The 12,311-nt window shown below is 64.9% G+C and carries 15 protein-coding genes; 7 read left to right on the forward strand and 8 right to left on the reverse strand.

Annotation, left to right across the window (positions count from 1 at the left end):
* Positions 1-81: 81 nt before the first annotated feature.
* Positions 82-651, reverse strand: a complete 570-nt coding sequence (locus NLM31_RS32790) for an NUDIX hydrolase (RefSeq protein WP_254135504.1) — start codon at positions 649-651, stop codon at positions 82-84.
* Between the two features lie 66 nt (positions 652-717).
* A complete protein-coding gene (gene asd, locus NLM31_RS32795) occupies positions 718-1,581 on the reverse strand; it encodes an archaetidylserine decarboxylase (protein WP_254133418.1) in 864 nt (287 codons plus the stop codon).
* A 35-nt stretch (positions 1,582-1,616) separates the two neighbouring features.
* On the opposite strand from asd, the gene NLM31_RS32800 reads away from it, so the two are divergent.
* Positions 1,617-3,281 carry an aminotransferase class III-fold pyridoxal phosphate-dependent enzyme gene (locus tag NLM31_RS32800; RefSeq protein ID WP_254133419.1) on the forward strand — a complete coding sequence of 555 codons (1,665 nt, stop codon included), beginning with the start codon at positions 1,617-1,619 and terminating at the stop codon, positions 3,279-3,281.
* A gap of 305 nt (positions 3,282-3,586) precedes the next feature.
* Here NLM31_RS32800 and NLM31_RS32805 read toward each other — a convergent pair whose 3' ends face one another.
* The 3 genes from NLM31_RS32805 to NLM31_RS32815 all read right to left on the reverse strand — a co-directional run bounded on the left by NLM31_RS32805 (position 3,587) and on the right by NLM31_RS32815 (position 6,177).
* Positions 3,587-4,246 (reverse strand): hypothetical protein, encoded by a 660-nt coding sequence (locus NLM31_RS32805; RefSeq protein ID WP_014492925.1) that lies wholly within the window; start codon positions 4,244-4,246, stop codon positions 3,587-3,589.
* A 155-nt stretch (positions 4,247-4,401) separates the two neighbouring features.
* On the reverse strand, positions 4,402-5,091 hold the full coding sequence (locus NLM31_RS32810; protein ID WP_254133420.1) for a methyltransferase domain-containing protein: 690 nt from the start codon (positions 5,089-5,091) through the stop codon (positions 4,402-4,404).
* A 33-nt stretch (positions 5,092-5,124) separates the two neighbouring features.
* A complete protein-coding gene (locus tag NLM31_RS32815) occupies positions 5,125-6,177 on the reverse strand; it encodes a glycosyltransferase family 1 protein (protein ID WP_254133421.1) in 1,053 nt (350 codons plus the stop codon).
* 274 nt (positions 6,178-6,451) lie between these two features.
* Between NLM31_RS32815 and NLM31_RS32820 the strand changes: the two genes are divergently transcribed.
* Both NLM31_RS32820 and NLM31_RS32825 read left to right on the forward strand, forming a co-directional pair.
* The gene (locus tag NLM31_RS32820) at positions 6,452-7,156 is read left to right on the forward strand and encodes a L,D-transpeptidase (RefSeq protein ID WP_254133422.1); all 705 of its coding nucleotides are present in this window, start codon (positions 6,452-6,454) and stop codon (positions 7,154-7,156) included.
* 106 nt (positions 7,157-7,262) lie between these two features.
* Positions 7,263-7,682, forward strand: coding sequence for a cytochrome c family protein (locus NLM31_RS32825; RefSeq protein WP_254133423.1), 420 nt, complete (start codon positions 7,263-7,265; stop codon positions 7,680-7,682).
* A gap of 11 nt (positions 7,683-7,693) precedes the next feature.
* On the opposite strand, the gene NLM31_RS32830 is transcribed toward NLM31_RS32825, so the two are convergent.
* The gene (locus NLM31_RS32830) at positions 7,694-8,089 is read right to left on the reverse strand and encodes a nuclear transport factor 2 family protein (protein ID WP_254133424.1); all 396 of its coding nucleotides are present in this window, start codon (positions 8,087-8,089) and stop codon (positions 7,694-7,696) included.
* 132 nt (positions 8,090-8,221) lie between these two features.
* Between NLM31_RS32830 and NLM31_RS32835 the strand changes: the two genes are divergently transcribed.
* Positions 8,222-8,707, forward strand: coding sequence for an Lrp/AsnC family transcriptional regulator (locus tag NLM31_RS32835; protein WP_254133425.1), 486 nt, complete (start codon positions 8,222-8,224; stop codon positions 8,705-8,707).
* A complete protein-coding gene (locus tag NLM31_RS32840) occupies positions 8,704-9,219 on the forward strand; it encodes a GNAT family N-acetyltransferase (protein WP_254133426.1) in 516 nt (171 codons plus the stop codon). The genes NLM31_RS32835 and NLM31_RS32840 overlap by 4 nt, the downstream gene beginning before the upstream one ends.
* On the opposite strand, the gene NLM31_RS32845 is transcribed toward NLM31_RS32840, so the two are convergent.
* Positions 9,153-9,434 carry a hypothetical protein gene (locus NLM31_RS32845; protein ID WP_254133427.1) on the reverse strand — a complete coding sequence of 94 codons (282 nt, stop codon included), beginning with the start codon at positions 9,432-9,434 and terminating at the stop codon, positions 9,153-9,155. The two genes, NLM31_RS32840 and NLM31_RS32845, sit on opposite strands and share 67 nt — an antisense overlap.
* A complete protein-coding gene (locus NLM31_RS32850; protein WP_254133428.1) occupies positions 9,431-10,210 on the reverse strand; it encodes a thioredoxin family protein in 780 nt (259 codons plus the stop codon). Before NLM31_RS32850 ends, NLM31_RS32845 begins: the two co-directional genes overlap by 4 nt.
* Before the next feature lie 99 nt (positions 10,211-10,309).
* On the opposite strand from NLM31_RS32850, the gene NLM31_RS32855 reads away from it, so the two are divergent.
* Entirely contained in the window at positions 10,310-11,530 is a 1,221-nt protein-coding gene (locus NLM31_RS32855) for a helix-turn-helix domain-containing protein (RefSeq protein WP_254133429.1), read from the forward strand.
* Between the two features lie 27 nt (positions 11,531-11,557).
* Positions 11,558-12,196 (forward strand): PQQ-binding-like beta-propeller repeat protein, encoded by a 639-nt coding sequence (locus NLM31_RS32860; RefSeq protein ID WP_254133430.1) that lies wholly within the window; start codon positions 11,558-11,560, stop codon positions 12,194-12,196.
* The last annotated feature ends 115 nt before the right edge of the window (positions 12,197-12,311 follow it).

The following is a 12,311-nucleotide window of genomic DNA, read 5'->3' on the forward strand; positions in this document are numbered from 1 at the left end:
GCCGTGCCCGTCTTCGGTATCGTGGGCACGCTCCGCTTTGCCCACCCTACGATTGTGCGATTCCGGACTCGCGGGTAGCGCCTACGCCTCGCCGCGCAGCCAGGCCTTCACTTTCTGCAACAGGCCATGCCGCAGTTCGTCGACAGAAGCGACTTCAACCGGCGTCAGCGTCTGCAAGGCGGCATCGATGTCGTCGGCCGCCAGCGTTGGCGTCGGCTCCAGTGCGGGTAGAGGTGCAAGCCCGGCCGCGGCGATCGCGATCGGGCCGACCTGGGTGAGGAAGGCGCGCTCATATTCGCGCGACAGGCGCGCCAGCGCGTCGTCCAGCGTCACCCAGTCGACGGCCTTGATGTCGTTCATCAGCTTGCGGACGGGACCGCCCTCGGCCTCCATGCGCCAGAAATGCACGATCTTGATGGGGCCGCCGGACTGGTAGGCGATGGTGCCGAGAAACTCGTGCACGAGCACGTCGTGGCCGGTCTCCTCCAGCACCTCGCGGTGCGCGGCCTCCTTCGGCGTCTCGCCGTCGTCGAGCTTGCCCTTGGGCAAGACCCATTCATTGCGCTTGCGCTGACGCACGATGGCAATCAGCGGCGTGTCGCCACGCCGCAGCACAATACCACCCGCCGCCATCACCGGCGCCCGCGCCATCACAAAACCCGTATCGTCCAATCGCCCCCGCCGACGGTATAGGCGGCGGGGACGGCGGTTTGAAGGCTATTTTCTTCGCAGCAGCGCCTGGCCTGCGCGGATGCGCGCTCCTTCTCCGATACCGTCGCAGAACGAAAAATCACCCGGTGCCAGGATGATGATGGTCGAGCCGTGCTCGAACCAGCCGAGCTCCTCGCCCTTGGTGACGTTGACATCGCAGGGAAAATTGACCGGCCCCCTGGTCTGCGCGTTCAGCACCATGTCGAGGAAATGCAGACGGATGCTGGCGACCAGGATCGCTGCGACCGGCACCAGCGTCACCGCCTCGCCGGTTGCGAGATGCGTGCGGATCACCGCGCGCTCGTTCTTGCAGAAGAGACGCTCGACCCGCTTCAGCGCGATCGGGTTGACGTTCCAGACATCGCCATGGATCAGCGTGACGCGCTCGATATGTGCATCGAACGGTGCATGGAAGCGATGATACATGCTCGAGGTCAGCCGCAGCGTCACAAAACTTCCGTTGCGGTGCTGCTCGACCAGCGCGGGGTCGCCAAGCAGGTCGAGCAGCGAATAGGGCGCGCCCTTGACCTGGAACAGCTCGGTGTCGGCAATCCGGCCATGGGCGCCGACGATGCCGTCCGAGGGGCTGGCGACCACCGACGGGTCCGGATCAAACGGCCGCAGGCCCGGCTTGAGCTCCCGGGTGAAGCAATCGTGCAGGCTCCTGAAATGGTCTTTCTTCGCCTCCGACAGATCGAGGTCGGAGAACAGCTTCCACAGCGCGATGGAGCCGTCCCGCACCAGCGGGTTCTCGATCTTGGAGAACCAGCCCATGAAGCGGGTCAGCGCCGCGCGGGGGATGCGGTTGGTCAACAGGAAGTTGAGGTCTTCCTGCTGGGTGAAAGAGGCGATGAGGGCTTTGACTGTCATGAATCTGTCAGCTCGCAGTATTAGCGCTTGTTGTCATGGAAACGACACTCCCGATTCTCTCATTTTCCGTGGCCGCCGCAGCGTCCGCTGCCGCCGTCCTCCCGAAGATCAAGGCGCGGGTCGAACTGTCCCGCGCCAAGCACCGCTCGCTCGCCGGGCACTCCAAGATGTCGCGCCGGGTGGCAAAGCTGCTGCCGTTCTACGAATTCGAGGGTGACAAATATTTCGGCTGCGACGGCGCGCCCGCGAACGTGGTGAAGCAGCGCAAGGACGCCTTCTTCCGGCTCGCAGCTCTCTACGCTGACCGCTACCCGAAGGGCCGCGCGATGACGAAGGAGGCGGCGGAGACGATCTCCGACCTCAACTTCACCGAAAGCTACCGCGTGCCATTCCAGTTCGCGCGTCTCGTCCGCGAGCATCTGGGCACCTCGACCTTCATGGAATCCTCGAGCGGCGTCACCGTCACGGATGTCGACGGCAATACCTCCTACGACCTCACGGGCTCCTACGGCGTCAACATCTTCGGCAACGACTTCTACAAGGAGTGCATCGAAGGCTCCGAGAAGCGCGCGCATGCGCTCGGTCCGGTACTCGGTCCCTACCATCCCGTCATCCTCGAGAACGTGCAGCGGCTCTGCCAGATCTCGGGCCTCGACGAGGTCTCGTTCCACATGTCCGGCACCGAAGCCGTGATGCAGGCCGTGCGGCTCGCGCGCTACCACACCAAGCGCACGCATCTGGTCCGTTTCGCCGGCGCCTATCACGGCTGGTGGGGCGATGTGCAACCGGGCGTCGGCAATCCGATCGCCGCGCACGAGACCTATACCCTTTCCGAGATGTCGGAGAAGACGCTCCACGTGCTGCGCACGCGCAAGGACATCGCCTGCGTGCTGGTCAATCCGCTGCAGGGCCTGCATCCGAACGGCAACGCGCCCGGCGATTCCTCGCTGGTCGACTCGTCGCGCGGCGGCAATTTCGATCGCGCCGCCTACACGGAATGGCTGAAGAAGCTGCGCCACGTCTGCACCGAGCGCGGCATCGTCTTGATTTTCGACGAGGTCTTCGTCGGCTTCCGTCTCGCTGCCGGCGGCGCCCAGGAATATTTCGGCGTCAAGGCCGACATGGTGACCTACGGCAAGAGCCTCGCCGGCGGCCTGCCGGTCGGCGTCGTCTGCGGCAAGAAAGACCTGATGCGCCGCTTCCGCGACGATCGTCCCGCCGACATCTGCTTCGCCCGCGGCACCTTCAACTCGCACCCCTACGTCATGACGGCGATGGACGAGTTCCTGAGCCGGCTCGCCAGCCCGAATTTCCGGGCCATCTATGACGGGCTGGACGCGACCTGGAACGGCCGCGCGCAAAAGCTCAACCAGATGATGACCGACGCGAAGCTGCCCGTGCAGTTCGCCAACTTCTCGTCGATCTGGACGGTGAAATACACCACTCCGTCCCGCTACAACTGGATGCTGCAATATTACCTGCGTGCCGAGGGCCTGTCGCTGAGCTGGGTCGGCACCGGGCGGCTGATCTTCAGCCTCAACTACACCGACGCCGACTTCAGCGAAGTCGCCGACCGCTTCGTCCGCGCGGCCGAGAAGATGAAGGCCGATGGCTTCTGGTGGCACGATGGCGCGCTCACCAACAAGAACATCAAGCGGCAGATTCTGAAAGAGATGCTGGCCAAGCGTTTTGGACGCTGAGGCCACTACTCCAACCACATTCACCGTCATTCCGGGGCGCGGTCTCTCCTCCCCCTCTCCCCGCCTGCGGGGAGAGGGTTGGGGTGAGGGGGAGTCTCCGCGCGTCTGGTGAGAGTTGGTGAAAAACCCACCAGCAACACCCCCGCGGAGACTCCCCCTCACCCGTCGCGCTGCGCGCGCCGGCCTCTCCCCGCAAGCGGGGCGAGGCGAAGAAGCCGCAGCGGCCATCCCTAACACGTGGATGCCCGGCACGAGGCCGGGCATGACGTAACCATCAGACATCGGAGTGTTGGATCGAAGCGCGCTCAGGCGTGCTGCTCTTCGAGCGTCGGCTCGGAGATGAGTCCCAGCGTGTGCTCGGGGTTGAGGTGCAGGCCGGGATCCATCAGTTCGCCGCGCATCAAGGCGAGCGGAGCGCTGCGATAGAGCATCAGATCGTGGAAGGGGTCGGTCAGGATCTTGGTCATCCAGACCAGGCCGGTCTCGACGTCGCGGATGAAGAACAGATGCACGGTGCGGAACAGGAGACCGCCGCCGCCGATCACGAGCCAGATCTTGGCCACCTGCCGCATGAAATCGGTCGCGGAAGCCCAGGGCGTGAACAGGCCGAACAGCGTCGGATCGACCACCAGCACCAGCGGCGACAGCGCCCAGATCGCCATCAGCACCACCTTGCGCTGAAGGTTGTAGCCGACCTTGATGTCTTCCTTGTACTCGTGCGTCGCCTGGTTGATGTGGTCGTAATCATGCGGCTCGAAGAAGAAGTGACCGGCCTGGCGCGAGGTCATCGAGACCAGCCAGCCGACCAGCGCCGAGATCATGGGATCGACGAACAGCCAGACATAGGCAAAGAGAAAGCTCAGCGCGCTGACGAAGTGCAGGCTCTGATTGATGCGGCTGTGGTGATAGTAGCGATGGTCGTCCCAGCGCTGGATCCGCAGCTGCTCGAGATAATTCTTGATCATGCTATTCCCCAAAATGCTTTCGGGTAAGGGATTTACAGGGATTCGATGTACGCCGTGTGACATCATCATTTTGTCATGTGACGATGTGCAGCGACGCGATGACGCACGCGAACGCGTGAGCGGCGGATCGCACCGCCGCTCTCTCGCAGCCCTGCTCAGGCTGCCTTGGCGACGTCGACCTTGCGGAAGCGCACCAGCGAGAAATGACCGAGCGGCGGAATCAAACGGCGCTCGGCGAGCTCGATTCCCTTGGCGCCGGACAGCCATTTGGCATAGCGCGACCAGGCGAACTCGGCGGTACGGAAGCCGAGCGGACGCACCACCGGCTGGAGCTTCTGCTCGATGAAGCGGCGCATGCCGGTGTCGGCGCTGACGCGGGTGAGGATGATCAGCTCGCCGCCCGGACGCAGCACGCGGGCGAATTCGTCGAGCGCCTTCTCCGGATTCGGCACCGCGGTGACAACGTATTGCGCCATCACGACGTCGAACGAATTGTCGGGGAATTCGAGCTTCTCGGCATCCATCACCGCGAGGCCTTCGACGTTCTTGAGGTTGCCCTCGGTGACGCGGCGGCGCGCCTTGTCGAGCATCGCTTCCGAAATATCGGTGCCGAAGATACGGAGGTTCGGAGCATAGAGCGGCAGCGAGATGCCGGTACCGACGCCAACCTCGAGCACGCGCCCGCCGATCTTGTTGGTGGCCGAAATCGCCGCCTGACGTCCTTTTGCGAACACGCCGCCGAACACGAGATCGTAAACGGGCGCCCAGCGATCATAGGCCTGCTCGACCGTACCGCGGGTGAGGTCGAGCTGCTGGGTGCCGTCAAGGTTCATGATCTTAGCCATCGATGAGGTTCTCGCTGTGGGTCAAAGGTTGGATCAGCCGCGCACCGGCCGCCGCGCCATCACGGGCGAGGCGCGCAAGGCACGGCTGGGCTGGAGTGAGGTGAGATTGCCGACGAACTGGCGCGCGCTGTTCTCCCAGGAGCGCTCCAGCGCGAAGTTGCGGCAGGTCTCGCGCGACATGGTGAGTGCGCGCAGACAAGCGGCACGCAGATCGTTGTCGATCGCGCCAATCGGATGATCGGCGATGACATCCTTGGGACCCGTCACCGGAAACGCCGCAACCGGCGTGCCGCAGGCGAGCGCTTCGAGCTGCACCACGCCGAACGTGTCGGTGAGGCTCGGAAACACGAAGACGTCGGCGGCAGCGAGATGCGCGGTCAGATCCGCGCCCTTCTTCTCGCCGAGGAAAACCGCGTCCGGATATTTCTTCTCGAGCGCGGCCTTCTGCGGGCCGTCGCCGACGACGACCTTGGTGCCGGGCAGATCGAGCGACAGGAACGCCTCGAGGTTCTTCTCGACCGCGACGCGGCCCATGGTCATGAAGATCGGGCCCGGCAGATCGAGCTTGGCCGGAGCGTCCGGATGGAACAGCTCGGTGTTGACGCCGCGGCCCCAGAAGCCGAGCCGCTTGAAGCCGCGCCCGGAAAGCTCCTGCCGCAGCGACGGCGTCGCCACCATGGTCATGGCGGCGGCATCGTGGAAGTGGCGCAGCACGGCATAGCCGACGGCATCGGGAATGCCGGTCCGCACCGAGACGTATTCCGGAAAGCGCGTCGTGTAGGAGGTGGTGAAGGCGAGACCGTTGCGGCGGCAATAGGCGCGCGCAGCCCAGCCGATCGGGCCTTCGGTGGCGATATGCAGCGCTTCGGGCGCGGCCTTCTCGATCCGCCGCGCGATCTCCTTTCCGCTCGGCAGCGCGATGCGCAGGCCCGGATAGGTCGGCAGCGGCCAGGACCTGAAGCCATCAGGCGTCAGGAAGTCGATCTCGACATCGAGGGCCTTGGCGGCAGCCGCCAGCGAGGTCAGCGTCCGGACCACACCGTTGACCTGCGGATGCCAGGCGTCAGTCGCGATTAATACCCGCATGGGGAAATCCCGAGAGTTTGATGATTCTCGGCTTAGGACCATCAACCACGGATATTTCAGGCGTGTGACGTCACATAAGTGTCGGCGCGCTGTTTTGTTCGTTAACGGGCGCGCCCGGCCACGAAACTGTCATGAAACAATCCTTGCCACGACGAAACCGTTTTCGGTTTTCCGAGCAAACGTCCCGAAACTTATTGTCGTTAGTGAATTGGGCAACGGAGCACCGAAACGGTGCCGGGGTGACCAAGAAACACCACGCAAACAGGGGCGACCAATGTTCAATCTGGACACGTTCAAGACGTTTTCGCGCGCCGTTGCCATGAGTGCAGTGGCCGTGACCGCAATCGCATTTGCCGGCCCGGCCAAGGCTGCGCCCGTGCAGCTCTTCCCGTTCTTCCAGCCGCTGCCGACGATGACCGCGCCGCAGCCGCTTCAACCGTACCAGCCCTATCAGGCGCCGACCTATCAGACTGCGCCGTCCGAGGATCAGGACGCCGTCGAGACGCCGGCCCGCTTCCGGCGCCAGACCGTCAGCTATGCGACGCGTGAAGCGCCGGGCACCATCATCATCGATACGCCCAACACGTATCTCTACTACGTGCTCGGTAACGGCCAGGCGATCCGCTACGGCATCGGCGTCGGCCGCGATGGTTTCACCTGGTCCGGCACGCAGTCGGTGACCAAGAAGGCCGAATGGCCGGATTGGACCCCGCCGCCGGAAATGATCCAGCGCCAGCCTTACCTGCCGCGCCACATGGCCGGCGGCCCCGGCAATCCGCTCGGCGCCCGCGCCATGTATCTCGGCGGCACCGTCTATCGCATCCACGGCACCAACGCCCCCGATACCATCGGCAAGCACGTCTCCTCGGGCTGCATCCGCCTGACCAACGACGACGTCTCCGACCTCTACTCCCGCGTCAACGTCGGCACCAAGGTGATCGTGCTGCCGATGACCGAGCGGCGCGCTGAGCTTCGGTAGCGCCGGTCGCAAGCGACAGGACATCGTGACGCAAACGGCCCCGGAACCGACCGGGGCCGTTTTCGTTGGCAACGGGCAGACCTTGTCATCTCACGTGGAGGCGCAGATGCAACCACGCCCGCAGACGTCGCCGGACACATGGCTGCGTCCGATCGCGGCCGTCGGAGCATTGACGCTGCTCCTCGCCGTGCCCTCCGCGCTCGCGCAGCAGCCGGCGAGCGAGGATGCTGCCCAGCAGACCTTCAACAATTCCTGCCGCACCTGCCATTCGGTGAAGGAAGGCGACAATCGCCTCGGTCCCAACCTCAACAAGATCGTCGGACGCAAGGCAGGCGCGCTGCCGAACTACAACTACTCGCCGTCGATGAAGGATGCCGGCTTCGTCTGGGACCGGGACAAGCTCACCCGCTTCATGGTCAAGCCCGACGAAATCGTCTCGGGCAACAAGATGCAGCCCTATGGCGGCATCTCGGCCGACGACGCCGCCAAGGTGGTTGCATATCTACAGGCGGCAGCCAGCCAATAGAATCACGGGGGCTAGGTGGTGGTCGGCTCATATCGTCGCTCGATATAAAACGATTTTGCGGTGATCAGCCAGATGCCGCTGATACGGTGAAACGCGAGATAGTCGATGTATTGGAGCACATCGATCCGAACGCGAACCTTCACCAGAGCCTGCGCCGGTGACGCCAAGTCAAGCAGCAGTATCTCCTGAAGACGCTGGGCATTCCTTGATTGGGGGGACGGCGTCGATGCGAGCATCCTCCTGTAGTCGGCGGCTGGCAGTATCCGCAATTCGGCATCGCGAAATCCGTGCAGTTGCGCCGTCAGCGCGAAGACGCGATCGAACTGCGAGACGTCATTATCGTACATCAGTTTGAAGTAGCGCTCGACAGCCTCCAGCAGAGGCGCGACATCCGGGCTTTCGGTCATGGTTCACTCCATCAGCGGCAAGATCGGAGCAATCCATCCCACGGAAAGCCGAGGCATGTCCTTGCGAACTGGGCTAGTCTTGGCGACGCGGGCGCAACATTGTGCCCTTCTCGATCCAACAGGATGCGGTTCATGCCAAAATGCGAGCTGGATGCGATCGACCGGCGCATCGTCACCGAACTCCAGAGGAATGCACGACTGAGCAATATCGAATTGGCCGAAAGGGTCGGATTGTCACCGTCGCCCTGCTTGCGGCGGGTGCGGCGGCTGGAGCAAGACGGCTATATCGACGGCTACCGCGCGTCGTTGCGACGCGGCCGTCTCGGCCTCGGCTTCTCGGCCTTCCTCGGCGTCAAGATCAACGGCCATGCCAACAACCAGGCGCTGGGCTTCGAGAGAACGGTCGTCGCCATGCCTGAGGTCGTTGCCTGTCACCTCGTGTCCGGAGAGGCCGACTACCTCCTCGAGATCGTCGTACCCGAGCTCGAGGACTATCAGCGCTTCCTCGTCGACAAGCTGCTCAACCTGCCAATTGTGAAGGAAGTGCGCAGCAGCATTGCAATCCAAACGCTGAAAGCCGGCGCACCGTTGCCTCTGGCACATCTCGCATCGCCATGATCAGATTGCTCACCCCCGCCGACGCGCCCCTCTACCGCGCAATCCGGCTCGAAGCGCTCGCGGCGCATCCCGAAGCCTTCACCAGCACGTTCGAACGCGAGCAGGAGAAGCCGCTCGCATGGTTCGAAGAGCGCCTCACGACATCGGACGTGTTCGGCACGTTCATCGCGGACGAGCTGGTGGGGACCGCCGGCTTCCGCCGCGAGGACGGCGCGAAGATTGCGCACAAGGCGGTGCTGTGGGGCATGTATGTGCGGCCCGGCGCGCGCAAATCCGGCACGGCCAGGCTGCTCGTCGATGCGGTCGCGGCTCATGCGGCACAGCGCGTCGAGCAGCTTCATCTCGCCGTCGTCAGCGAGAACCTACCTGCGTTGCGTCTCTACGCGGCTGCAGGGTTTGTCGAATACGGTCGCGGCGTGAAGGCGCTGAAGCACAATGGCCGATATTACGATGAGACGCTGATGGCTTTGTTCTTCGACCCCGAGATCAGGCGCAACCACGCCGCTGAGTGAAACGCACTCATCAGCAGATACATCGGCACCATCCCGCCGAGCGACAAGCCGTGTCCGGCGGAGCAGAGCACGTCCGCCGGGCCGCCCCCGAGCACGGCCGTCAGCACGGCCATGATCGCGAAGGTGGGCGTGGCCGCAAGACCCAGCCATCGGGCGAGGCGGGACGCGGCCTCCGTGCCGTCACGGCTGGTGCCGGCGGGATGGACCTCGCTCACTGCGCGCCCGGCGTGCGGAGCGCGATCTCGCCGGCGTCCGAGACCTCGACCCATTTCTTGTCCGGCGCAGCACCCGCCTCGTAGCTGTCGTTCCAGTTCCACCATTTGTAGGTCGGCGACTTCGGATAACCGGCCGGCGAATCCTCCCAGGGCTCCTGGCGGCCGAGCGGGGTGATGTCGAGATAGTTCCAGGTGCCGCCCATCTGTTCGTCGCCGCGGCTCTTGATCAGATAGGTGCGGAAGATGCGCGTGCCGTCGCGGTAGAACACGTTGGTGCCGTGCCACTCGCCGACGCCGAAATCGGCATCGAAACTGTCGGTGATGGTGACCCACGGAATGTTCCAGCCCATCCGCGCCTTCAGCCGCACGATGTCGGCTTGCGGCGCGCGCGAGGCAAACACCAGCGTGGTGTCGCGGGCGTTCAGATGGGAGACATGGGCGACCTGGTCGGCCACCATGGAGCAACCGCGGCAGGCGTGGTCAGGCCAGCCGAACACCCCCGGCTCGAAGAAGGCCCGGTAGAGGATGAGCTGCTTTCGGCCCTGGAACAGATCGAGCAGACTGGCCTTGCCCGAGGGCGCCTCGAATGCGTAGGTTTTGTCGACTTCCATCCACGGCATGCGCCGGCGTTCTGCGGCGAGTGCGTCGCGGGCGCGGGTATGCGCCTTTTCCTTCACGAGCAGTTGCTGACGGGCTGCCTCCCAGTCCTGCGGCGACACCACCGGCGGTGTTTGCATGGCGGCGTTAGTTCCTGCTTTTTCAACTGATGTCATCATGTCTCTCCAAACCTCTTGCTCACCGCACATCGTCGGCCGTGAGCGAGTTCTCGCACCGGACGAGGCCCCGGTGGGAGTAACAAGTGTGGCGGGATTTTCATGGAGTCGCTGATCACGGCCGCCGCGCGCGCGTTGGAGGCCGGCGATCCCCTCGGCGCCCTGAACCGCGTCGCGCTGCGCAACGATGCGCCGTCGCTGGCGCTACGCGGCATCGCGATGGCGCAGCTCGGCGATCTCGCGAAGGCGAAGACACTGCTGCGCAGCGCCGCCCGCGCGTTCGGGCCGAGAGAGGCGGTCGCGCGCGCCAGATGCGTGGTGGCCGAGGCCGAGATCGCACTGGTCTCGCGCGACCTGAGCTGGCCAGCCAAGACGCTCGCAGCCGCACGTGCGACGCTCGCAAGCCATGGTGATCTCGCCAATGCCGCCCATGCCGGCCATATCGAGGCCCGTCGGCTGCTCCTGCTCGGACGGATCGACGAGGCCGAGCGCACGCTGGCCGAGATCGGCGCCTCCCCGCTGCCGCCTGCATCCCTTGTGGTGCGCGAGCTGGTGGTCGCCGGCATCGCCATCAGGCGGCTGAAAACCAGAGATGCGCGCGCCGCGCTCGACCGCGCCGGCAAGGCAGCGCTGCAAGCAAGAATCCCGGCGCTCGCAGCCGAGGTCGACAGCGCCAGCCTCGTCCTGAACACGCCTGCTGCGCGCCTGATCGCGCGCGGCGGCGAGCACCCGCTGCTGCTCGGCGAGGTCGAGAGACTGGCGACCTCGACGGCGCTCGTCGTCGACACCTTCCATCACGTCGTGCGCAGGCAAGGCACGGCCGTGTCGCTCGGAACGCGCCCCGTGCTGTTCGCGCTCGCCCGCCTGCTGGCGCAGGCATGGCCCGCCGATGTCTCGCGCGAGGCGCTGATATCGGGCGCGTTTGGGGCCAGGCACGTCGATGAGTCCCACCGCGCGCGCTTGCGCGTCGAGATCGGTCGGCTCCGCACCCAGCTCAAGCCGCTGGCCGAGATCAGCGCCACCAAGAATGGCTTTGAGCTGGCGCCGCGGAAAACGCGCGACGTCATCGTGCTGGCGCGGCCCGTCGAGGAGAAGCACGCCGCCGTGCTCGCCATTCTCGCCGACGGCGAGCCGTGGTCGAGCTCGGCGCTCGCGCTCGCGCTTGGCATGAGTGCACGCACGGTGCAGCGGGCGCTCGAAGAGCTGGCGCGCGCAAACAAGGTGCAGTCGTTCGGCCACGGACGGGCGCGCCGCTGGATGACCCCGCCGGTCCCCGGATTCCCGACAGGCTTGTTACTCCCCGGACCGCTCCTGAAGGCGTAGATTGGTCACATCACAGGGATCGAGCAGATGAAGCGTTCCGCCGCAGAGATCGTCACGGAGTACGGGCCTTTCGAAGGCGTCGAGGCCGTGCATGGCGTCACCTATGACGGCACCCATGTCTGGTTCGCATCGGGCGACAAATTGAATGGCCTCGATCCGGCCAACGGCAAAATCGCGCGCTCGCTCGATGTCGCCGCACATGCGGGCACGGCGTTCGATGGCCGCCATTTGTTCCAGATCGCGGAGGATCGCATCCAGAAGATCGACGCCGCGACAGGCAAGGTGCTCGCCACGATCCCCGCGCCCGGTGGCGGCGGCGATTCCGGATTGGCCTGGGCCGAAGGCTCGCTCTGGGTCGGTCAGTATCGCGAGCGCAAGATCCATCAGATCGATCCCGACAGCGGCAAGATTCTCCGCACCATCGAGAGCAAGCGCTTCGTCACCGGGGTGACCTGGGTCGACGGCGAGCTCTGGCATGGCACCTGGGAGGGCGAGGACAGCGATATCAGGCGGATCGATCCTGATACGGGCAAGGTGCTCGAGCAGCTCGACCTGCCGGCCGGGACGATGGTTTCGGGGCTGGAATCCGACGGCGGCGACCGCCTTTTCTGCGGCGGCGGCGACAGCGGCAAGGTGCGCGCGGTCCGCCGTCCCAGGCGGGGCTAGCTGCGGGCTGGCCGCCCGAACAGAGGGACACCGCACAGCCGCAGCCGTTAACCGATTTGCCGCAATTCCACCCCACCGGTGCGCTCTAGCGCCCTCCTCGCCCGCCCTGTAAAAT

Origin of the sequence: Bradyrhizobium sp. CCGUVB4N, assembly GCF_024199945.1 — a bacterium.
Taxonomy (GTDB): domain Bacteria; phylum Pseudomonadota; class Alphaproteobacteria; order Rhizobiales; family Xanthobacteraceae; genus Bradyrhizobium.

Bases quoted from the DNA above. Each gene is read 5' to 3' on its own strand.
- NLM31_RS32790 (WP_254135504.1), bottom strand. From the start codon at position 651: ATGGCGCGGGCGCCGGTGATGGCGGCGGGTGGTATTGTGCTGCGGCGT.
- asd (WP_254133418.1), bottom strand. From the start codon at position 1,581: ATGACAGTCAAAGCCCTCATCGCCTCTTTCACCCAGCAGGAAGACCTC.
- NLM31_RS32800 (WP_254133419.1), top strand. From the start codon at position 1,617: ATGGAAACGACACTCCCGATTCTCTCATTTTCCGTGGCCGCCGCAGCG.
- NLM31_RS32805 (WP_014492925.1), bottom strand. From the start codon at position 4,246: ATGATCAAGAATTATCTCGAGCAGCTGCGGATCCAGCGCTGGGACGAC.
- NLM31_RS32810 (WP_254133420.1), bottom strand. From the start codon at position 5,091: ATGGCTAAGATCATGAACCTTGACGGCACCCAGCAGCTCGACCTCACC.
- NLM31_RS32815 (WP_254133421.1), bottom strand. From the start codon at position 6,177: ATGCGGGTATTAATCGCGACTGACGCCTGGCATCCGCAGGTCAACGGT.
- NLM31_RS32820 (WP_254133422.1), top strand. From the start codon at position 6,452: ATGTTCAATCTGGACACGTTCAAGACGTTTTCGCGCGCCGTTGCCATG.
- NLM31_RS32825 (WP_254133423.1), top strand. From the start codon at position 7,263: ATGCAACCACGCCCGCAGACGTCGCCGGACACATGGCTGCGTCCGATC.
- NLM31_RS32830 (WP_254133424.1), bottom strand. From the start codon at position 8,089: ATGACCGAAAGCCCGGATGTCGCGCCTCTGCTGGAGGCTGTCGAGCGC.
- NLM31_RS32835 (WP_254133425.1), top strand. From the start codon at position 8,222: ATGCCAAAATGCGAGCTGGATGCGATCGACCGGCGCATCGTCACCGAA.
- NLM31_RS32840 (WP_254133426.1), top strand. From the start codon at position 8,704: ATGATCAGATTGCTCACCCCCGCCGACGCGCCCCTCTACCGCGCAATC.
- NLM31_RS32850 (WP_254133428.1), bottom strand. From the start codon at position 10,210: ATGATGACATCAGTTGAAAAAGCAGGAACTAACGCCGCCATGCAAACA.
- NLM31_RS32855 (WP_254133429.1), top strand. From the start codon at position 10,310: ATGGAGTCGCTGATCACGGCCGCCGCGCGCGCGTTGGAGGCCGGCGAT.
- NLM31_RS32860 (WP_254133430.1), top strand. From the start codon at position 11,558: ATGAAGCGTTCCGCCGCAGAGATCGTCACGGAGTACGGGCCTTTCGAA.